Here is a 23,240-nt window from a genome sequence, read left to right as displayed (position 1 = left end):
GAAGATTATGAAATTAAGAAATAAAATTTTAACTCTGACAGCAGGTATACTGACAACCTTTGCCATGACATCCTGTAATGACTTCCTGGACCGTGACCCATTGGGACAGTTCACCGAAGATGATGCTCCCAACGCTCTTGTAGGCGGAAAGATGTACAATGTGTACTACTTGATGCGCAGTTACAACATTACCGCCGGCATTCCCGCATTTATGATACACATGGTACGTAGTGAAGATTCCGAAAAAGGAAGTGACGCCGGTGACGGTGCCGACCAGGCAGCAATGTGGGATGACTTTGAATACACTGCATCCAATGGCACACTGACCGCCTACTGGGGACAGAATTATAAGATCATTTACCAATGTAATGACATATTAAACGATCTGGAGAATAGCGCCAACAAAGATGACCTAGAAAATATACGTACTAAAGGAGAAGCTCTGTTCTTCCGCGCATATTGCTATTTCAACCTCGTACGTGCATGGGGTGAAGTACCCTTAGTGACTTTTAAGATAAACGAGGCCTCCGAAGCCAACATTGCCAAAACAACGGCAGATAAAATTTACGAACAGATCGACAAAGACTTGACCGAAGCGGAAAAATGCTTACCACTGGAATGGTCTACAGAGTATACAGGACGCATCACATACGGAGCAGCACGTGCTTTGCATGCCCGCACTTACATGATGCGGAATGATTGGGATAATATGTACAATGCCTCTACCGATGTCATAAAAACGGGTAAATACAACCTGAATACACCAATAGATAAGGTATTTACCGTTGAAGGGGAAAATTGCGGAGAAAGTATTTTTGAACTACAATGCGAGTCGACCGAAGCACTCAAGAACAGTGATGTTATCGGTAGCCAGTTCTGCCAGGTACAAGGAGTACGTGGTGCCGGAGAATGGAACTTAGGTTGGGGTTGGCACATGGGTACAGCACTTTTAGGAAAAGCCTTTGAACCGGGTGATCCCCGTAAAGATGCCACTTTACTCTATTTTCGTAAGAATATCAGTGACCCCATCACACCAGAGAACACGAACAAGCCTTACGGCGAATCTCCTGTTTCCACTGCTATGGGTGCTTACTTCAATAAAAAAGCATATACAGAACCCGAACTACGCCAGAAGTACACCAAAGAAGGTTTCTGGGTAAATATCCGTATCATCCGCTATCCCGATGTATTACTGATGGCCGCTGAAGCCGCCAATGAAAAGGGTATCTCCGGTGAAGCTATCGACTATCTGGAACAAGTACGTGCACATGCCCGCGGATCAAATAATGACATATTACCGAAGGTTACTTCTACCGATCAGAATGTATTACGCGAAGCCATCCGTCATGAACGCCGGGTAGAGCTTGCTCTGGAACCTGACCGTTTCTATGATCTGGTGCGCTGGGGTATTGCTAAAGAAGTACTCCAGGCGGCCGGAAAGAACTATCAGGATAAGAATGCATTGTTACCGTTACCTCAGGAAGAAATCGATAAGTCCAATGGAGTATTGGTACAAAACCCGAATTACTAAATGGGAACTATATTAAAACGTAAATTATTATTTGATAAAAATACATAATATGAAGAAGATTTTCAAAAGGACAAGCCTTCTCATGGCAGCAACCTTTATGGGTATCGCCACCATGCAGGCACAGAAATCTCCGCAAGACATGGATCGTTTCATCGATGCACTGATGAAGAAGATGACTGTAAAGGAAAAAATAGGTCAGCTAAATCTACCCGTAACAGGAGAAATCACCACCGGACAAGCTAAAAGCAGTGATGTTGCCAAGAAGATTGAGCAGGGACTTGTCGGAGGACTTTTCAACTTGAAAGGAGTATCAAAGATACGTGACGTACAGAAACTGGCAGTAGAAAATTCCCGCCTGGGCATTCCACTACTCTTTGGTATGGACGTGATACATGGTTACGAGACCATTTTCCCCATTCCTCTCGGCCTGTCTTGTACATGGGATATGGCCGCCATCGAAAAATCGGCACGTATCGCTGCCATTGAAGCAAGCGCCGACGGCATTTCATGGACATTCAGTCCGATGGTAGACATCAGCCGCGATCCTCGTTGGGGACGTGTCAGTGAAGGTAGTGGTGAGGATCCATTCCTTGGAGGAGCCATAGCCAAAGCAATGGTATACGGATATCAGGGTACCAACCTGTCCGATCAGATGAAGCGCAACGATGAAATCATGGCATGTGTAAAACATTTTGCACTCTATGGAGCCGGTGAAGCAGGTCGCGATTATAACACTGTGGACATGAGCCGTAACCGTATGTTCAATGAATATATGTATCCCTACGAAGCTGCTATTGAAGCAGGTGTGGGCAGTGTGATGGCTTCTTTCAATGAGATAGACGGCGTACCTGCTACCGCCAACAAATGGTTGATGACAGATGTATTGCGCAAGCAATGGGGATTTAAAGGCTTTGTCGTAACAGATTTTACCGGTATTTCCGAAATGATTGAACATGGTATCGGAGACCTCCAAACCGTTTCCGCCCGTGCCCTCAACGCCGGGATCGATATGGATATGGTAAGCGAAGGTTTCGCCGGTACCCTGAAAAAATCCATCACTCAAGGTAAAGTCAGCATGAAGACATTAGATGCCGCTTGCCGCCGTATTCTGGAAGCAAAATACAAATTGGGGCTGTTCGACAATCCATATAAATATTGTGACCAGAACCGTCCGGCACGCGATATCTTCACAAAAGAACATCGCGATGCAGCGCGTAAAATTGCCTCGGAAAGTTTCGTTTTATTGAAGAACAGCAGCCTACCGAAACAGCCGGGTTCTCCTGCCACTCCAGTACTTCCTTTGGAAAAGAAAGGAACAGTCGCCGTTATCGGCCCGCTCGGTAATACCCGCAGCAATATGCCGGGCACATGGAGTGTGGCTGCACGTCTCAATGATTATCCTTCCCTATACGAGGGGTTAAAAGAGATGATGGCAGGTAAAGTGAACATTACATACGCCAAAGGCAGTAATCTGATTAGTGATGCTGCCTATGAGGAACGCGCCACCCTATTCGGCCGTTCGCTAAATCGTGACAACCGTACAGATAAGGAAATGCTGGAGGAAGCGTTGAAAGTAGCAGCCGGAGCGGACGTCATTATAGCCGCATTGGGAGAGTCTTCCGAAATGAGCGGTGAAAGTTCCAGCCGTACCGAACTGGCTATTCCCGATGTACAGCGTACTCTGTTGGAAACGTTACTGAAGACCGGCAAACCGGTAGTGTTGACACTCTTCACAGGTCGCCCACTGACTCTGACTTGGGAGCAGAAGAATGTACCTGCCATTCTGAATGTGTGGTTCGGAGGAAGCGAAGCTGCTTACGCAATCGGCGATGTACTGTTCGGTGACGTAAATCCGAGCGGTAAGTTGACGATGACCTTTCCGAAAAATGTAGGGCAGATACCTTTGTTTTATAATCACAAAAATACAGGACGCCCGTTGAAAGAAGGGAAGTGGTTTGAGAAATTCCGCAGTAATTATCTGGATGTGGACAACGCCCCATTGTATCCTTTCGGATATGGTTTGTCGTATACAACTTTCCAATACAGTGACATCGCACTAAGTACCCCGACAATGGATCAGAACGGTTCCATCACTGCCGTAGTCACTGTTACCAACACAGGGAAACGTGACGGAGCGGAAGTAGTACAGCTTTATATCCATGACCTTGTGGGAAGTATTACCCGCCCGGTACGCGAACTGAAAGGTTTCGAAAAAATATTTCTCCGTGCCGGTGAAAGCAAGACAGTTTCCTTCAAAATTACTCCAGAGCTGTTACGTTTCTATGACTACGATTTAAATCATGTAGCCGAATCGGGAGAATTTGACATTTTTATCGGTGGCAGTAGTCAGGCCAAGAAGACAGCGCGGTTGACACTGAAGTAAATACTCTGTGTTGTATACCCTATGAGAATGATTTGTAAGGCAAATCATACTCATGGTATAAGTAAGCCAATCTTCTTGAGCAACATCCATCTCTACGGTACGTAGCCATTCAACGTATCGTGATGTTTCATTTAACTTATACCCACATTATATGAAAGAATTAAAATTATATATTCCGTTCCTCTTTTTGCTACTCCTTGCCGGGGCTTGCAAGCAAAAGAAAACCGGTATAGAGAGCTCAAAGTATACACTAGACGATGATGCCTTGATGGACACCGTTCAACGCCGTACCTTCAATTACTTTTGGGAAGGCGCCGAGCCTAATAGTGGATTGGCACGGGAACGTATCCATATGGATGGCGATTATCCTGAGAACGATCAAAATGTTATAACCTCCGGCGGTAGCGGTTTCGGCATTATGGCAATACTTGCCGGTATAGACCGCGGTTATGTAACTCGTGAAGAAGGGTTGGAACGTATGGAACGTATTATCTCCTTCCTTGAAACAGCCGACCGTTTTCATGGAGCTTATCCCCATTGGTGGTATGGTGATACCGGCAAAGTGAAACCTTTCGGAAAGATGGATAATGGTGGCGACCTGGTAGAAACAGCTTTCATTATGCAGGCGTTGCTTGCCGTCCATCAATATTACGCCAACGGCAGTGAACGAGAGAAGGCTCTTAGCACACGTATTGACAAGTTGTGGCGTGAAGTAGATTGGAACTTCTATCGTCAAGGAAACCAGAATGTACTCTATTGGCATTGGAGTCCTGAGTATGGATGGGAAATGAATTTCCCCGTACATGGTTACAACGAATGTCTCATTATGTACATACTTGCTGCCGCATCACCTACTCATAGCGTTCCTGCCTCCGTCTATCATGACGGATGGGCTCAAAATGGTGCCATCGTAGATCCTCATAAGGTGGAAGACATTGAATTACATCTGCGCTATCAAGGCACAAAGGCAGGTCCGCTGTTTTGGGCACAGTATTCTTTTCTCGGTCTCAACCCCACCGGATTGAAGGATGAGTACTGCCCCAGTTACTTCGAAGAGATGCGTAACTTGACACTTGTAAACCGTGCATACTGCATACGAAATCCCAAACACTACAAAGGTTTCGGTGCTGACTGTTGGGGGCTAACCGCCAGCTATTCAGTAAACGGATATGCCGCGCATGCTCCCAACGAGCGTGACGATCAAGGTGTCATTTCACCTACCGCCGCTTTATCATCCATTGTCTACACACCGGAATATTCACTACAAGTGATGCGCCATCTCTATGAAATGGGAGATAAAGTGTTCGGTCCATACGGTTTTTACGATGCTTTCAGTGAAACGGATAATTGGTATCCACAACGTTACCTCGCCATTGATCAGGGACCGATTGCTGTAATGATTGAAAATTATCGTACCGGACTTCTCTGGAATCTTTTTATGAGCCATCCGGATGTACAAAAAGGACTGGAAAAGCTGGGATTTACAAAAAAGGATAAAACTTAAGGTTTTATTTAGAACTAAAGGTTCTATGCACCATGGAGGGCATAGAACCTTTAGTTCTAAATAAAGTATTAACCGGAGTTATTGCGGGGTACTTCCGCCTCCTTCTCCACTGCCGCCTTTTACATCATCATTATTGATGGAACGCGCCGCTTTTTTCACACTTGCTTTCAACTCACCAATGCGATAACTGATACTCATCCCGAAAGAACGGTTAGGATAACGGCTCTTACTGGTAGAATAAAAGTTCTGACCGAAAGTCGTATTATCGAAGTTGATATACTTAGAGAACAGGTTCGAAGCATAAGCACTCACTGTTAAACGGTCTTTGAGGAAAGAACGATTTACACTCAGGCTATAATAATAGTAACCACTACCCTTTCCTTGCAGAGAAATATAAGGTGTACTTCCACCGGCATTCAAGCTAGCCCGCAGTTTCCACGGGAAAGTATGCTGAACACCGCCATACATAGAGCCCTGCCAGCCATAGTTGTGCAAATTCTGTGATGGACTTTTAATATCCGAATAACTACCACGGCCATTAACATAAATACGTGTCTTGGGTGATGCATTCCAGTTGAGATATAAACTCAAGTTAGTATTACGGCTCTTACCTATATTTTCATATGTACTGTAAAGAGCGCCTTCGGGAGCAAAATGCATATTGTCGGCACCGAAATACTCACCATTTTCACCTATCAGGTGGCTCACACGCTCTATTCCATTATTATTGAAGGAATGACGCAATGCTACATTAACGTTAAACTTAGCTGTAAAACTACTATAACTCAAATTGAATGCATGACTCTTCTCACTCTCCAGTTCCGAGTTACCTTGAGTGATGAACATCGGATTTCTGTCATCAAAATAAGGATTCAGATACCAGATACCCGGCCGATAAATACGCATATCGTATCCTCCACGTAATGTTTGCGTTTTGCCCAATTTAATCCCCATGGATACGGAAGGTACCACATCGTTATAATCTACTTTGAAGTCTTCTCCCGCACCAACGATATAACGTACATCTTGCGCCGTGTGTTCAAAACGTACTCCTGGCTTGAAAGTGAAATCCTTGTAGCGTAACGTATAGCCCAGATAAGCAGCCAGAATATCATTCAGATGCTTGTAATTACTGCTACGGTCTTTATTGTATTCATAATTACCATTTCCATCACTACTCTTGTCTTCCTCAAAATTATTCTCACTAATATTATTACGAATAATATACTTCATACCAGTCTCTATAGTATGCAATTTGCCTATAGGCGTCGTGTAATCAACCTGGAAAGTATGCTCCGTAGTATTGGTCTTACCGAAAGTATGCGAGTTATAGAGTAAGAAAGCTTCAGGTACCTGATAGCGGTCTAAATACCGATTGAAGTTATCGCTCTCCTGAGGTTGAGTATTGATCTTGTAGGACAAGGTAAGCATACGATCCTTATTTTTCTTTGATACACGCTGGTAATCAATATTTCCACGGATAGAATACCACGAACCATCGCCCGTAGTCGAGGTACGATAGCTATATGCCTTTTTATCTCGTGCCTCATTCCACATTTCAGTGTTTCCTTCCGAATCATTGTCGTTTCCACCACCATACATACCTATGGACATGGTGATAAGTCGCAGGGTGTCTATCTCGTAACTGGCTTCCACATTACCGTGCTGAAATTGTCCGCTATAATCCGATGAACTAGTAGATTCCAGATATTTTTGGTCGGTAGAGGTATAATCCTCACGATAACTGTCCGAATAACTGGTAGGTTGATTATTGTAACTATAATTGTAGTTTCCCGTCAACGTAAGTTTACCTTGTTTGATGGTAGCATAGGCACCGCCTCCCAATCCCATATTACTGGCACGGGCACTGAATGTAGCGGTATATCCTTCAAATCCGCTACCAACAGTCACAATATTAAGAATACCTCCCACACCCTCGGCATCATACTTCGCTCCCGGTGAAGTGATAACCTCTATATATTTAATGGTATTAGCAGGCATACTCTTAAGTACTTCCTTCGGATTGTTACTCATCATATTGTTAGGTTTCCCATTGACATGTATCTTAAAACTACTACTACCGTTCACCTGAATATTGTCTTCACCATCCACCGTTACCAACGGAACTTTACGAAGCATCTCTATGACGGTGTTTGTTTTGGAGTCGGGATCATCTTCTATATTATATTCAATCTTATCCACATCTACTTTTACCAAGGGTTTTTGGGCTACTACTTCAACTTGTCCCAGTTCGTTGGATGCATCCGTAATATACAAAGTACCGAAATCCACCAACTGACCTCCTGTTTTTACAGAAAAATTCTTCACGATATTATTCCGCCCTACAGAAGATATTGTCATCACAAAATCACCAGTTCCCGGTACCTTTTCCTGAAATTTACCTTTCATATCCGTTACCAACATCTTGACAGCCCGCGCCGGAGCATGTTTTTTAGCAATCTTGATAGTGGCGTAAGGCTCGCTTTCCTGAGTGAGCGAATCAAGCAAAACACCTTTCACTTGAAAGGTGGAGTTTGCCGTGTTTTGTGCTACTGCCAGGCCAGATAAAATTAACATGCCCAGCAACAAAATCCATTTAATTCTCATTGTGTTTTCTCATTTTAATGACTATTCCTGTTTATTGTTCTTGTATTAGACGATTGATATGTCTATTTTGTTACAATAATTCGACAAAAGTATCGTATTTTATAAGGATTACGAGAATTTCGGAGTTAAAAAAGCAAAAGAGTACCTTTTTATAAGAAATAAAAGAAAAGTAACAGAAAAATATTCATCGCTATCACACAACCAAATCCACGTAATATCCATCTACGCAAAGGACTCTGGCTACCTGAAAAAAAGAATGCATAGCACATGTTTACAACAATATTACTAACGATTGCCTGCATGCTGCAAGCGGTTATTACGGAAACAGCCACATTATTTGTACCTTGCAGTAAGTTCAAAATAAAGGGCGTGATATCACTGATACCGGAAACGAAAGACAACAACGTCAATCCTCCCCTACCGGCATATATTAATGTATAATGTGTGGCAATCGTAAATACAACAAATAAAACGGCAAAAATCAGGGCTACTTTAAATTCCAACGGATTACTACCGTCTTCATCCTCTTCCGCTGCTCCTGCCGTAGTAGGTCGTCTCCACTTAGAATGCAGAAACCAAGCTATTCCGGCAGTTACCGCAGACATAATAAGTAAATAGGGATAAATAGAAAGCAAAGTATCTACACTAAAAATACCTATCAAAATCAAAAAGCGAAGAAACATCATACTGACTGCCATCAACATGGCAGCAACATATTCAGGAGCCTCCTGAGCAGATACTTTTCGACTTTTGCGTGCCAACACGGATATAGTAGCTGTACTACTATATAGACCACCAACAATGCCCGAAACCAAAATACCGGATTCACGAAACACATATCTTTTTAATAAATAAGACAAATAAGAAATGCCTGAAACAACAACAGTCGCCAACCAAATACTATAAGGAGTTAAGTGAATACCCGGTATCAAATCCTTATTGGGCAACATCGGAAGTATGATACCACTAATAGCAAGAAACTTGGCAAGCGTAATCATTTCATCATTCTTCATTCGCTGCGCCAACTCGGTAAACGTATGTTTCAGTTCTGTAAAAAGCAAAACAGTGACAATTACCATAACATAAAACCAAGATGGCTGTGTTGCCACGATGGGAGCAATACAATATGTAATGAGAGCGATAACGATTGTTGTAACCCCGAATACATGAAATTGAGACTGCTTGACATAATAATTCAGTGCCAACAATAAACCTAGAATGGCTCCTCCTCCCATAAAAAGACGATAGTCCACGGGATCAAGAATATAGAGAAGATATCCTAAAATACCAATAAAAGTAAATGTACGATCCGTTCCGAAAAGAGTGGTTTCCCCTTCACGTTTCAGACTGATTCGCCGCAATGAGAGGCCAATCAGTAAAGAAAATATAGTCACCAAAATAAATGTGACGAGTTCTTCCGGTAAGTATTCGTATATCTTTTCCATATCTTCTGATTCATGAAGACAAATATAACAAATATTGTTCATTATGTAGGAATATTTAATCTTTTTATCAGATTTTATCGATACAAGTGACCATTGTACAATTGTTTATGTATTTTTGCATCCCAAATTTTTAAAACAAACAAAAAAATGAAAAAGATTATTGTAAGTTTATTAATGTGCATGGTTGTTGTAGCCGCTAATGCACAAAATGCCGTAGAAGGAAACAAATTTACAGACAACTGGTCTATAGGATTTAATGTTGGTGGAACTACTCCACTCGCTCACAGAACATTCTTTAAAAACATGTGTGCAGGTATGGGTATCGGCCTGAACAAACAACTTACTCCGATAGTAGGTTTAGGCTTGGAAATGACAGGGTATATCAATACGAACGATGTTATAGGTACTAATAAAAGCGCCTACTCTAAAACTGCATTCGATGCTTTGAATTTTAGTTTGTTAAACACATTGAATATCAGCAATATGTTCTGTGGTTATAACGGTGAGCCGAGACTATTTGAAGTTGAAACGGTAGCAGGTATCGGTTGGATGCACTACTGTGCAGGTTATGGTAATTCAATGTCCAGTAAATTCGGTCTTAACTTCAATTTCAATTTGGGTGAATCAAAGGCATGGACTGTTGCGTTCAAACCGGCTTTGGTTTACGACATGAATGAAAAAGGTACCAAGAACGTTATGTTCAATGCCAACAATGGCGCATGGGAATTTATGGCAGGTTTGAAATACCACTTCAAGAGCAGTAATGGTAAACATTATTTCACAACTGTAAAACCATATAATCAGTCTGAAATCGACGCTCTGAACAATCAAATCAATAACTTGCGTCAAGAAGCTGATAAGAATGAAGCAGCATTGAAGAATGCATTGAATGATGCCAATCAAAAAGCTGCCAGCTTGGAACAAGCTTTAAATGACTGTAAAAACCAAGCTCCGAAAGTAATTACTGAAACAAATACCATCAACAAGAAAACATTGGAATCAGTAGTTACTTTCCGTCAAGGTGGTACTGCAGTAGAATCTTCTCAGACTCCTAACGTTGAACGTATCGCTACTTACCTGAAGCACCACAACAAAGCTACCGTATCTATCAAGGGTTATGCTTCTCCAGAAGGTAACGCTGATGTAAATGCTCGTATTGCAAAACAACGTGCAGAATCTGTCAAAAACATGCTTATCAACAGATATAAAATCGCCGCCAACCGTATCACTGCAGAAGGTCAAGGTGTAGGTAACATGTTTGAAGAACCAGATTGGAACCGCGTCAGCATCTGTACAATCAACGAAGATTAATAACTAAAATAGAAATATTCACAATTAACAAAAAGGCCGGAACATAAAATATGTTCCGGCCTTTTTGTTAACCTCTTACAGCCAACTTTTATAAGGGTGTAACATTAGTTGCGAATTGTAGTAACGAATATCCCCCGTTACTTCCTGCCCTATGAAACCGGGCTTTTCAAAAGCCTCATCTTCTGAAGCGAGCTCTACCTCAGCGACAACAAGTCCCTCGTTCTCTCCATAGAACTCATCTATCTCAAAAACATGTTTACCGCTACGCACCAGATAACGTGTTTTATCAATCACTCCCGGCTCACATATCTTCATCAATTCTTCCGCCTCATTGAGAGGAATTTCCCTTTCCCATTCATAGCGGCTGGTACCCGAAGCATTGGATGCTCCCTTAATAGTCAGATATCCCTTTCCGTCACGGATACGTATCCGTACAGTCCTCCCCCGTGCACTACAGATATAACCCTGCACAATACGACTTTGGGAATAAACTTGTGATTTATATTCTCCTTTTATTAGAAACTTCCTCTCTATTTCCTGAGACATAAAATGTTTTTATTTGCCTAAGAAGGAATATCCTATTAACATAGCAAATACTAATATCAAAGCAGCAATTCCAATAATCAATAAAACTTTCTTTGCTTGTTGCTCCTCTTTACGGCTGTGCATTACTTTCTTTTTACTCTTTCCCATGGTATTTTTATAGTTTAAAGTTCAACGACAAACAAAGTAAAAGGAAATTCAGGAAGTTTCCAAGTATTTCGAAAAGAAAAAATCCCCGGAAGAAAAACAGGTATCTCCCGAGGATATATTTATAAGATGATTATTTATTCGCCATTTCCGGCAAACTCCATCAGATAAGCTTTGACAAAGCCATCAATCTTCCCGTCCATTACTCCATTCACATCCGAAGTCTGGAAATTGGTACGATGATCTTTCACACGACGGTCATCAAATACGTAGCTACGTATCTGTGAACCCCATTCGATTTTCTTTTTACCAGCTTCTATCTTCGCCTGCTCTGCCATACGGTGCTGGAGTTCTTTATCATATAAGATAGAACGCAACTGGCGCATTGCATTTTCTCGATTTTTAGGCTGGTCACGCGTCTCGGTATTTTCAATCAGAATTTCCTCCTCTTCACCGGTATAAGGGTCTTTGAACTGATAGCGCAAACGAACACCGGACTCAACCTTATTAACGTTCTGTCCACCGGCTCCACTGGAACGAAAAGTATCCCATGAGATATTGGCTACGTTGATGTTTACTTCAATCGTATCATCCACCAGCGGAGTCACGAAAACAGAAGCAAAAGAAGTCATGCGTTTACCCTGTGCATTATAAGGAGACACACGTACCAAACGATGCACACCGTTTTCACCTTTCAAATAACCATAAGCATAATCTCCGGCAATCTCAATGGTACAAGTCTTTATACCGGCTTCATCACCTTCTTGCAAGTTGGAAATGGTTGCTTTGTATCCGTGAGTTTCGGCATAGCGCACATACATCCGCATCAACATGCTTGCCCAGTCCTGGCTTTCTGTACCACCGGCACCGGAATTGATCTTCAACACACAATCCATCTGATCAGCTTCTTCACGAAGCATATTCTTAAGTTCTAGAGCCTCTACAGCAGTAGATGCTTTTGCATAAGCCTCGTCCACCTCTTCTTCCGTCACCAATTCATCCTTATAGAAATCAAACGCAAGTTGCAGTTCATCCGCCATGGTCTTGACTTCATTGTAACCGGAAATCCATTGCTGCAAACCTTTCACCTTCTTCATTTGGGCTTCAGCACTCTTCTGGTCATCCCAAAAGCCGGGTGCCTGAGTACGCAACTGCTCTTCTTCGACTTGAATTTTCTTTCCTTCGATGTCCAGATAGCGATTCAACGCTTCGGTACGCTCCTTGATATCTTTCAGTTGTTCAATGGTAATCATATACTTTCTTCAAATTCTATCTTTTGGAGCGCAAAGGTATGAAAAAAACACATAATTCCGCTGCAATCAGCTGAATAAGTCATACCACGAAAAACTATTCTCTCTGAATTATTCAAAAAAAAGCGTCCCAAAATAATCCGGACAATGAAACATGGGACGTTCCAAACCAATGGAACTCCACGAAAGATAATGAGGGGTTTGCAATTTATCGCCACACTTATAAAAGTTTCCTCTCATCGTTTTTCCATCCAGTGTATCCAATGAATGCAAAAAGAAAGTCGAAATAGGTATTACCAGCGCCAGTTCCCAATCACATTCCCCGGCGCGTTCTTCAAAAGATCTATTCCCCAACGAACTCCAGCGTTTCACCGCATTCAATATCTGCTTACTTGCCAACGGACGGTTATTTAAAGGACCACCCTGAATTAACAACTTGCCGATACAGTTACATTCTAAATTATAATAACAACTATCCGACATTGGCGATACAAAGAATTCCACGCAAGCATCTTCCCATACCTGACCGTTATCTCCGGTAGCCATAGCCCGTACACTCTCTTCTTTCACTTTATAATGAAGTAATATACATTTACCGGTATGGGCAATACGGAAACTGACTTCCGGTTTATATGGAAAATCTTTCCAATTGACCACATCAATAGGATGAAATTCTATATTGTTTTTATCCAGTAAGGAAGGAACCATATCGGCTTCGGGAGTAGCGGAACACCTTATCTTTTTTATACATAATTGCTTTGACTCCTGCCTTGCCTTCGTAACATCCCATCCAGACAATACGTCCCCATAGAAATAGAAAGTAACATCAAAGGCAGTTCCACTATTATTATCCACTACCTGATAATGCCTGGTCGCATCGTAATAATCATTCAATCTATATTCACCCAACGCCAACGGGACAAGCCCTTCTTCTCCTGCCGTCCCAGCTATAATCTGCTGCATACGTCGTTCCACCCGTTTCATGACACCCTCATGTTTAAAAGGATCAGCATCGGCTACAGCCGGATGAGAGACCTTTATCAATCTGCCATTGGTAGTACGTACAGCTTTCACACTATCCGTATAAGTCTTGAACTGTTTCCTTATTTCAGGGGAACGTAAACCGTTTATTGTAAAAACGGAAATACCCTGCGCTCCATTGTCCAAAGCAGCATCCATACACTCAAACATTTCCGGTCCATCGGTTGCCATCATCCCGCAGTACAAGATCGTACGTTTATTCTTATCTCGTACATTCTCAACCGTACAGTCTGAAATGAAACTGACATCTTCGGTATAGAATGTATGATAAACCATCGGGAATACAATATCCAGATCCCATTTACCCCAATCCTGGCGTACCATACGCGAAGCCATTTTCGGAGTCGGAAACGGTGAGGCAGCCATCATTTTTCCATAAGAATGTACTACTCCAGCAATCATATTGGCAACTTCAGTAATCTGATCACAACGGAACTGACGCCAATTCATATCGAGTGAAGGATCTTTTTGTTCGCGAGGGTCATAGCCATATTGCTCCTTGAATTTTTCAAGCATGGCAGGATGATAACCATAGTCCCATGCTGCATATTCACGATCCTGAACAATATCATAATGAGGCCACAAAGTAGTAGGAAGTACCACATCGACAAAGCGATGATAGTCTATAGCAATCCCATTCAATCCTTCCACCTCACAATAGGATTTTATTTTATCTTTGATAAACTCCCGTACTTCAGGCAATGCAGGGCAAAGAAATTTATAATAATCTACGTAAGCTGTAGTGTCGGCCAAACTTTTTCCATTCCGGTTCACACTAAACCATTCAGGATGTTCTTTCAATATCCGGTCACGGTCGTGTTCCAAATTCATAGTCCACAACCATGCATACACTTCAATGCCATGTTTATGAGCAATAGGTATCGCTACTCGGTAATCATCGGGCGTAGGTGCATTCAGCAAAACACCTTCCATGCCCAGTTCATTCATCACTCCGCAAATAGAATCGAAATTCATGCCGGGACGATAGTCCAGCCATGTCCAGAACATTGGATATACCTTTATAGTTTCATTCGCTTGCTGCCGGCACGAACATACACCTACTGATAAAAATAACAGTAAAAACAGTGGTAAAAGAAATTTCTTCATCGCATTTATATTTTAAGTTTGAAGTGTCAGGTTAAATAACAGTGTTTCCTTTATATAAAACAGGTTATAAGTCTCAATCCCTAAAGAAGAAGATAATTTTTTTGTTAATAAATTCAAATTCCACTTGACAGATTCTTTCATTCTTTCTATTCCTCAATAGCTGAAAAAAAGAAAAGACAATAATCGGGTATAAAAAAGCACGAACCTCCCGGCCCGTGCTTCCCCTATTGTTAACTTTAATATTAAATGCAGGAAAATTTCCTTCACTTAATTTCTTTCAAACCCTTGAGTTCCTCTTTCGTGGTTTCTTTCAGGCTAATAGCTACCCCGCCACTACGGGCCAGCTTTTGTTTCAAAATACTCTTATTGGTTACTATCACCTTACGGATACGATAACTTTGTGGGTTAGTATCCCAGTCGGCATCTTTACCATCCTCATAGATAGTGGCGATGTATCTCTTTCCAGCAGGGAGATAATCGAAAGGAATAACCGCTGTACGGGCATTTTCATCGGTGATTGCTCCTATAAACCATTCATCACGGTCTTTGGCCTTGCGGGCAACTGTAATATAGTCTCCCGGTTCAGCTTCAAGATAACGGCTATCCGCCCAATCTACCGGAACTTCTTTGATAAATTGGAAAGCGTCCATAAAACGACGATAGTTGGAAGGTAGGTCTGCAGCCATTTGCAACGGGCTTGGCATGGTCAGATACAAAGCCAGCTGTTTTGCCAATGTAGTATGCACGCGTTCATTTTTCTTTCCGTCACCATAATAGCTTAAACGAGTTTCAAAGATACCCGGCGTATAATCCATCGGTCCACCTTTCAAGCGGGTAAAGGGAAGAATGGTAGTATGGTCGGGATCATTCCCTCCCATTGATTCAAACTCCCCGCCACGGGCAGACTCTTGAGCAAGCCAATTGGGATAAGTGCGGCACAAACCGGTAGGACGTACCGCTTCATGGCTATCTATCATAATCTTATATTCCGCCGCACGCTTTGCCACATGGATATAATGATTATTCATCCATTGTGAAGAATGATATTCACTTCGTGGAATGATATAGCCCACATACCCGGTCTTCACCGAATTATAGCCGTTGTCCACCATGTATTGGAAGGCACCTTCCAACTGCCGTTCATAGTCGGCCGCATTGGCAGAAGTTTCATGGTGCATCATGATACGTACACCTTTAGCAGAAGCATAACGCTGTAATTCTTTAATGTCAAAATCGGGATAAGGTTTAGTAAACAAGAACTGGCGATCTTTACGATACGAAGCCCAGTCTTCCCAACCCTCATTCCAGCCTTCCACAAGAACGGCATCAATGTCATTTTCCGCAGCAAAATCGATATATTCCTTTACATGGGCGGTATTGGCTGCATGGCGGCCGTTGGGAGTCAACGCAGTATAATCTGTAACACCGGGTTTGGCTTTATAATAATCACTATATGCCCATGTTCTGCCCTGACCGGTAAACATTTCCCACCACACACCGACAAATTTCTGGGGTTTGATCCAGGAAGTATCTTCAAACCGGCACGGCTCGTTCAGGTTCAAAATCAATTGGGAAGCGAGAATATCCCTGGCATCATCGCTGACAATAACCGTTCTCCAAGGAGTGTGACACGGTAATTGCAGATATCCCTTCCGACCCAATTTATCGGGAGTAAGATGGGCGCTGAGACGGAAAGCCTTATCATCTACGTTCAGCAACATACCAGAATAATCCACCAAAGCAGCCTCATGTATATTGATATAAAGTCCGTCAACCGTTTTCATCATAAGTGGAGTCTGCACCGTAAACGAAGTTGCCCGTGACTCATATCCTTTTTTCCGAAGATTTTTTTCCATTCCTTCCCTTATCTCCGACAATGGAGCTGTGGTATAGGCAAACTCATTCGTATCATAATCTCCCGGAATACAGAAAGTTTTATGGTTACCCGTCAGGTTAAACTCTGTACATTCTTCCTTCACCGTCAGATAGTTCATACTTTCCTGTTCGGGAAGTTCATAACGAAAACCCAATCCGTCGTTGAACAAGCGGAATCGAAGCAGTACGGTGTGATTTTTATTTTCTCTCTGTACCAGAGTAACAGCCATCTCGTTGTACTGATTGCGTATACGGCTGTATTCTCCCCAAACCGGTACCCAGGTTTCGTCAAAAGAAATATTCTTTGTATCCACTTGTGAAAAACCATCCGCCAAGGAAGCTTCCTCCATTTCCAGTCCCAAACGGCTTGAAGCAATGACTTTCTTACCTTTATACTCAAGCTGATAGACAGGTACACCTTTATCCAGCTGGAAGTGTAACTGCAAATTTCCATCCGGTGAAGTCAATGGTTGGGCAAACATTTGCGGTACGAGCCATAGCAACAGGCCTAAAATCGTTATTCTTATCATGGTTTGTTCAATTTTAATGATTTATTTCGAGAATCTTATATTCATAAGGCACCAAAGTCAGTGTATCTGTCAGTTCTACCGATTCATTCGTATATATATTTCTGGCAGAACTTCCCTTGTATGCTTCCGGCAATGAAACAGTCTGATTACTATTCCGTACATTTACCAATACGAGAAAACACTCTTCATCCAATTCTTTCTCAAATACCAATACGTTACAATCCGGATAAGTCTTCAGGTTACCTTTACGAATAGCAGGATATTCATTATAAAGCCGAACCAATGTTTTGAACTCTTCCCTCAAAGCAGGTTCCGCTTTCCAGTCTACTGGACAATAATGAAAAAAATCTATCCGTTCAGGATAACCCACTTCCTGTGAACCATAAATCAAAGCACCGCCATGCAAATACGTAGACAGAACAAATGCAGCCATCGCACCACGTTCATTGCCAAACTCTTTTATGGGAGACCTCTTAGCCATCTCATCATGATTGGTAGTAAAACGGAGCTTTATCTTTCCGGCAGAAAGCGAGTCGTATTCCGCACGGTCTATATCAAACAATGTAGAAGCACAAGTATCTTTTCGGAATACATCACGAGTTCCTTCTAAAAAATCCCACGCGTAGTTCATATCAAAACCGGCAGTAAAATGGTCTTTCCTCTTTCCTTCGGCCAACATCAGTAAAGAATGCCCCGGAATGGCACGAAGCGAGTCTAGGGCCTGTTTCCAGAAATCATACGGAACAAAATCGGCCGCATCGCAACGAAAGCCATCTATTCCTACACTATCTACCCAAAACTTCATGGCATCAATCATGGCAAGACGCATCTCTTGATTGTCGAAATTCAGATCGGCAACATCTTTCCAACCCGTATTGGCAGGAGAAACCACTTTTCCTTCATCATCCTGTGTATACCAGTCTTTATGTTCCATCCAGGCGTTATCCCAAGAAGTATGGTTAGCTACCCAGTCAATGATAACGCTCATCCCCTTATCATGACATTGACCGATCAGATGCCTGAAATCCTCCATTGTGCCAAATTCCGGATTTACAGATTTGTAATCCTTCACGCAATAAGGTGAATTGACAGATTTTTCTTTTCCTACTTCATTAATAGGCATAAACCATACCACATTCACTCCCAACCTACGAATGGAATCTAAATACTCCCCTATTACCTTGAAAGATGCGGCGGGTGCAAAGACGCGAGGATTCACCTGATACATCACTACATCTTCAGGAGCAGGTACTCCATCTACTATATTCCTGAATGGTTGTTTAGTACCACCACATGCATAGAACAATAGTAACAACCCTATTGAAAACAGTATATCCTTTATTCTCATAGCGTTTATTCTTTTTCCCAAATATAATATTGATAAGCTTCCAAAGTCAAAGTTGCGGGAAGCGTTATTTCTTCATTATTCAGCAAATTCTTCATACGTTCACCTGCGCGCTCTATCGGCGTCTTTATTGTCAAAAGCTCATCAGCGGTATTTACGACCACAAACAATCCCTTTTCTCCATTCGCCCGGTAAAAAGAAGCTACCTTCCCTGTTCCGTACGTTTTCAAATTTCCTTCCCGCAAAGAAGCGGAAGATTGATAGATTTTCATCAGTTGCTTATATTCACTCAGATAAGCGGGATTGGAGTCCCAATCCATCAGCCTGTAGTCGAAAAAGGAAAGCGATTGAGGATAGGCTATTTCTTGTGAACTATAGATAAGCGGTGTTCCTCCCATCATGCTCGCAATGACAAAAGCAGCCATTGCACCGCGTTCACTTTTATACACCTGTAACGGTGACTTCTCGGACGCCAAATCGTGATTAGTAGAATAACGTAGCCGTTGTTTTCCTTCGGGTACTCCCTGATATTCCTGCTCATGCACTTCATACAATGTTGTCAGGGTGGCTTTTCCGGCAAATACATCCTGTAATTTCGAAATGAAGTTCCATCCGTAAACCAAGTCAAATCCATCAGTAAACAACGTTGCCGTACCTCCTTCTGCAAGCATCAGCAAGTCATCGCCTTTTATCACCTTCAATTCATCAATAGCCTGTTTCCAAAAATCATCAGGCACTCCCTCGGCATAGTCACAACGATACCCATCGGCATCTACAGTTTCTATCCAATACTTCATGGCTTCCAGCATAGCTTCACGCATCTCCTGATTATTATAATTCAAATCAGCCACATCTGCCCAACCCATACCTTCAGGGGAGATTATGTTGCCTCCTGCATCTTGTGTGTACCATGATTTATTCTGTATCCAGGCATTATCCCAGGAGGTGTGATTGGCTACCCAGTCCAGAATGACACGCATACCTTTTTCATGCGCTTGCGTAACCAAAGATTTCAAATCGTCTACCGTTCCATAGTCGGCATTCAGCTTTTTATAATCTTTCACGCAGTAGGGTGAACCGACGGCATCTTTTACTCCTTGTTCATAGACAGGCATCAGCCATAACACATTTACTCCCAACGACTTAATTTCATCCAATCGCGCAGAAATGGCATTCAAAGCATTAGTCCGTGCAAAAATTTTCGGATTGGCCTCATAAACCACCACCTCATTACCGATTTTGCCGGGCGACGGCACCGGCTCTCCATTTCCTCCCCCTGAGTCATCGCTGCACCCCGCAAAGAGGTGCAGTAACAACATCGGAAGTATCAATAATAAATAATACCTAAATTTCATTTTCTTCATTCTTTTAATTGCCAGAAGGAGTTTCTACCTCAGTACATGCATCAGCAGTAATTTCCAAGTAATAATCACGATCCAGTGTAACCGGAAAATCCGGAAGTTGCCTTCCTCCTCCATTATTATTGAAAATCAGAGTGAGAGAGGTATTTGTAAGTTCAGCAGCCATCTCAAAACAGGTATATATAACACCTCCTATTTCTTTAGTACCCGTCACCTGCATACCCGGCCAGGCTGAAGTTACAGGAGTGTCATTAGCGTATCCGTAAAGAGATAATGCATCCCAGCCGGTATTATTTATTACATAAAGAGTATGCGTTTCCTTTAATTCCGGTTCTTCACCTCCGGGATTTTCCGGATCAATCTCCGTTCCTTTACTGTCTGTTATACTGAAATAGTAGTGACGGTCTAAAGTTACTGCTGCCAAATCAAACTGCTTACCACCATTATTATTGTTACAAATCAGATTATAAGTTAATCCTTCATTAGCTTTTCCGGTATCGAAATACTGATAAGTAATTCCTTTGATAGTAACCGTTCCTGTTGCGACAATTCCCGGCCAAGCGCCAAACAGTTCGGGTAAATCATTTCCCCAGGCATAAAGCGTAAGTGCATCCCAACCGGAGTTATCTTCAATGAAGATGGCGTATCCGTCATGAGTGATGGTCTGACTCGGATCTATCTCCTCATAACCAGTATTTGTAATTCTCAGATAATAATCACGATCTAACGTTACAACTGCTGCATCAAACTGTTCACCACCATTGTTATTATTGAAAATAAGATTATAGGTCAATCCTTTATTGGCATCTCCCGTATCGAAATATTTATAAGTAACACCATCCTTTACTTCTGTTCCAGTAGGTTGTATTCCCGGCCAAGCACCAAACAGTTCGGGCAGGTCATTTCCCCAGGCATAAAGTGCCACAGCATCCCAACCTGAGTTATCTTCAACATAAATGACATAACCATCATGTGTCACTTCATCCGGTTCTTCTTCAAAATAAGCCGCCCAGCGTGAAACCGTTACATTGGTACGCGTCCCCACACCTACATTCAAGGTATGAGATACATCCTCATTCTTCACTGTACGTTCCATCCCTTGCTTTTCGGAGACAAAATAAAATCCGTCAGCCAATGTCTTGCCATTCTTAAATGTAGAAGGTGCCAGATAAATTCCCCACTTCACATCACTATTTGCAGCTTTTTCCAGACACCATTCCAATTGACCAATGGCCTCTTCTCCTCCATTGAAGTCACCCACAATATAAATTTTATCATCTGTAGCCGTTCCTTGCGGCATAATCACCTCCAGCAAGATAGCGTTATCCTTCAACTCAAATTGGGGTAATTCATGATCAAACACAATCTCGTCTTTATCATCGCAACTGCCCAAGAACGCCAGTAACGGCATTAACAGCAGTAAGTAGAATATATTCTTCTTCATGGATATTCTGATTTAATGTTATTGATAATTAGGATTTTGTATCAGTCCCGGATTCACCAACAAGGCTGATGACGGAAGCGGATACCATTCATATTTACGGTCACGTTGGGCAGGAAGTACCTTGCCGTCTTCTGTAGCTCTGCCAAAGAACCACCATTGACCTTGAGTGAATTTATCGAAACGACGTAAATCCGTACGACGGCGACGTCCTTCAGACAGGAATTCCAGCCCCCACTGATTCAGCATCCAGTCCATGTCGAAAGCTGTAAAACCACGTCCCGGTTCATCCTTTACTTTAGCCCAATCCGACGCAGAAAAATAACGTTGACGTACACTGTTCACCAGTTCCTTAGCTGCATTGGCATCACCAGCACGCATCTTACACTCAGCCAACATGTATACCACCTCGGACAAACGGAACTCAACTTCGTCTATATCCTGAAAATCAATACCTACCGACTCGGGATAAACCGGATATTTCATCAATCGTACACCCGAAGTCGTTTCGCCCCACCGTGGTGACATTACAGTTTCCAAATTACGTCCTTTATTCATAAATGTACCTACCTGGTCTACATAGACTATAGGCTGCCCGTCACGGTCGGCATCCGCTTTGATAGACTCTCCCTTGCCAAAATTAGCCTTAAGAGCTCCTTTCAAGAACATACCTCTATAATTACCGGCAGCCTCATCATATACGTAGTTCTGCTTACGGATATCTCTATCATCATAGCGCTCATAAACAGCACCCAACTTATCATTATAAGGGGCATCCAGGAAACATACCGGATTATCTGTCCCACCGTATGAATTGACATTTCCGGAGTTATCAAACGAAGGAGTCAAGCAAACACAGTTCCATGGACTCTGTGTATAGGTACCATTAAAGTATTCCCATATATTGTAAGGCAAGAAAGGCATATCACGCATCCAACCTCCATTCAACTGTCCCACCTCAAACGCAAAAGCCATTACAACCTCCGGACAGTTGATATTATTGATGGAATAGATATCACGATAATCTTTCGCTACAGAGTAAGTACCGTACTTATTGTCCAAAATATCCTGGCAAAGCGTTGCACATTCGCTGTAATGGTCTTCCTTGATAAATACTTCGGCATTCAGCAATAAACGTGCTTTAATCATACGGTTCACCGCCTGATTCATACGGTTCACATTATTCGTAGTAAGGTCGTTGACACACTCATCCAACTCCGTTACAATAAAGTTATAGATTTTCTTACAGCTCGTATCAAAATCCGCATCTGCCGTAGGAGGTATATCCGTACCTACCGAAATATTCAGCGGAAGTGCACCTCCCCAGATTTCGAAAATATTATAATAAGCCCATGCGCGAAGGGTACGTACCTCACCGATATAAGTTTTCATCTTCTCCGGGGTCATCTTCAATGAAGCAGGTTCCAATGATTCCAAATCGGCAAGTAACGTATTACAAAGACCGATAGTGGTCCATGCCGTCTCCCAGGTGGAACGGATAATTTTTGAATCAGGAGTCCATGTATGAGTAGAGAGTACAAACTTCTCCGCTTCATCATATCCCCACAAGCCACCGTTCCATGAACGCCAGGCAACCTGGTCGGCTGAAAATTCCTGGAGATACCAGAAATATTCAATGTAGCTCATCGCTCCGGTCTGATAGATAGAGGCAACAGCACCTTTCACACTTTTCTCATCTTGATAATAAATCTTAGAATCCACTCTGTCAAACACTTCTTCATCAAGGTCGAAGCAGGACGACAAAGAAAAACTCAGGATGGCCAGCAACAGCCAATTATATTTTATGTATTTCATATTT

Annotated in this window: 15 protein-coding genes and 1 pseudogene; 4 read left to right on the top strand and 12 right to left on the bottom strand. The window is 42.4% G+C overall.

From position 1 onward, the window contains the following. Positions 1-7 precede the first annotated feature (7 nt). The 3 genes from DXC10_RS03070 to DXC10_RS03060 all read left to right on the top strand — a co-directional run bounded on the left by DXC10_RS03070 (position 8) and on the right by DXC10_RS03060 (position 5,418). A complete protein-coding gene (locus tag DXC10_RS03070) occupies positions 8-1,531 on the top strand; it encodes a RagB/SusD family nutrient uptake outer membrane protein (RefSeq protein WP_117737305.1) in 1,524 nt (507 codons plus the stop codon). A 49-nt stretch (positions 1,532-1,580) separates the two neighbouring features. Further along, positions 1,581-3,914 carry a beta-glucosidase BglX gene (gene bglX, locus DXC10_RS03065; protein ID WP_117737304.1) on the top strand — a complete coding sequence of 778 codons (2,334 nt, stop codon included), beginning with the start codon at positions 1,581-1,583 and terminating at the stop codon, positions 3,912-3,914. Positions 3,915-4,065: 151 nt separating this feature from the next. Further along, positions 4,066-5,418 (top strand): glucoamylase family protein, encoded by a 1,353-nt coding sequence (locus DXC10_RS03060; RefSeq protein WP_117737303.1) that lies wholly within the window; start codon positions 4,066-4,068, stop codon positions 5,416-5,418. Between the two features lie 78 nt (positions 5,419-5,496). Here DXC10_RS03060 and DXC10_RS03055 read toward each other — a convergent pair whose 3' ends face one another. Both DXC10_RS03055 and DXC10_RS03050 read right to left on the bottom strand, forming a co-directional pair. Next, on the bottom strand, positions 5,497-8,025 hold the full coding sequence (locus DXC10_RS03055) for an outer membrane beta-barrel family protein (protein WP_101542254.1): 2,529 nt from the start codon (positions 8,023-8,025) through the stop codon (positions 5,497-5,499). A 149-nt stretch (positions 8,026-8,174) separates the two neighbouring features. Then, the gene (locus DXC10_RS03050) at positions 8,175-9,470 is read right to left on the bottom strand and encodes a DUF4010 domain-containing protein (RefSeq protein WP_101542253.1); all 1,296 of its coding nucleotides are present in this window, start codon (positions 9,468-9,470) and stop codon (positions 8,175-8,177) included. Between the two features lie 147 nt (positions 9,471-9,617). On the opposite strand from DXC10_RS03050, the gene DXC10_RS03045 reads away from it, so the two are divergent. After that, entirely contained in the window at positions 9,618-10,781 is a 1,164-nt protein-coding gene (locus DXC10_RS03045; RefSeq protein WP_117737302.1) for an OmpA family protein, read from the top strand. Positions 10,782-10,856: 75 nt separating this feature from the next. Here DXC10_RS03045 and DXC10_RS03040 read toward each other — a convergent pair whose 3' ends face one another. The 10 genes and pseudogenes from DXC10_RS03040 to DXC10_RS03005 form a co-directional block, all read right to left on the bottom strand. Next, complete coding sequence (locus DXC10_RS03040; protein WP_101542251.1) at positions 10,857-11,327, bottom strand: CYTH domain-containing protein; 471 nt, start codon at positions 11,325-11,327, stop codon at positions 10,857-10,859. A gap of 9 nt (positions 11,328-11,336) precedes the next feature. After that, a complete protein-coding gene (locus DXC10_RS16390) occupies positions 11,337-11,474 on the bottom strand; it encodes a hypothetical protein (RefSeq protein WP_180949167.1) in 138 nt (45 codons plus the stop codon). 134 nt (positions 11,475-11,608) lie between these two features. After that, positions 11,609-12,724: a peptide chain release factor 2 gene (prfB, locus tag DXC10_RS03035; RefSeq protein WP_101542250.1), complete on the bottom strand. Its 1,116-nt coding sequence runs from the start codon at positions 12,722-12,724 to the stop codon at positions 11,609-11,611. Between the two features lie 108 nt (positions 12,725-12,832). Next, positions 12,833-13,429, bottom strand: a complete 597-nt coding sequence (locus DXC10_RS16385) for a carbohydrate-binding family 9-like protein (protein WP_180949176.1) — start codon at positions 13,427-13,429, stop codon at positions 12,833-12,835. Positions 13,430-13,492: 63 nt separating this feature from the next. After that, positions 13,493-14,869 (bottom strand): annotated as a pseudogene (locus tag DXC10_RS03030) (family 10 glycosylhydrolase); the annotation flags it as partial. A gap of 263 nt (positions 14,870-15,132) precedes the next feature. Beyond that, a complete protein-coding gene (locus DXC10_RS03025) occupies positions 15,133-17,274 on the bottom strand; it encodes a glycoside hydrolase family 97 protein (protein WP_101542248.1) in 2,142 nt (713 codons plus the stop codon). 13 nt (positions 17,275-17,287) lie between these two features. After that, entirely contained in the window at positions 17,288-18,622 is a 1,335-nt protein-coding gene (locus DXC10_RS03020; protein ID WP_233519856.1) for an alpha-amylase family glycosyl hydrolase, read from the bottom strand. Positions 18,623-18,627: 5 nt separating this feature from the next. Then, positions 18,628-19,983, bottom strand: coding sequence for an alpha-amylase family glycosyl hydrolase (locus tag DXC10_RS03015; RefSeq protein WP_233519855.1), 1,356 nt, complete (start codon positions 19,981-19,983; stop codon positions 18,628-18,630). 4 nt (positions 19,984-19,987) lie between these two features. Continuing rightward, positions 19,988-21,424 carry a starch-binding protein gene (locus DXC10_RS03010; RefSeq protein WP_101542247.1) on the bottom strand — a complete coding sequence of 479 codons (1,437 nt, stop codon included), beginning with the start codon at positions 21,422-21,424 and terminating at the stop codon, positions 19,988-19,990. 18 nt (positions 21,425-21,442) lie between these two features. Further along, complete coding sequence (locus tag DXC10_RS03005; RefSeq protein ID WP_101542246.1) at positions 21,443-23,236, bottom strand: RagB/SusD family nutrient uptake outer membrane protein; 1,794 nt, start codon at positions 23,234-23,236, stop codon at positions 21,443-21,445. Positions 23,237-23,240: the final 4 nt, after the last annotated feature.

The sequence above is a fragment of the Bacteroides sp. OM08-11 genome, from assembly GCF_003438665.1.
Taxonomy (GTDB): domain Bacteria; phylum Bacteroidota; class Bacteroidia; order Bacteroidales; family Bacteroidaceae; genus Bacteroides; species Bacteroides cutis.
This window is presented reverse-complemented; position numbering and strand designations above follow the sequence as displayed.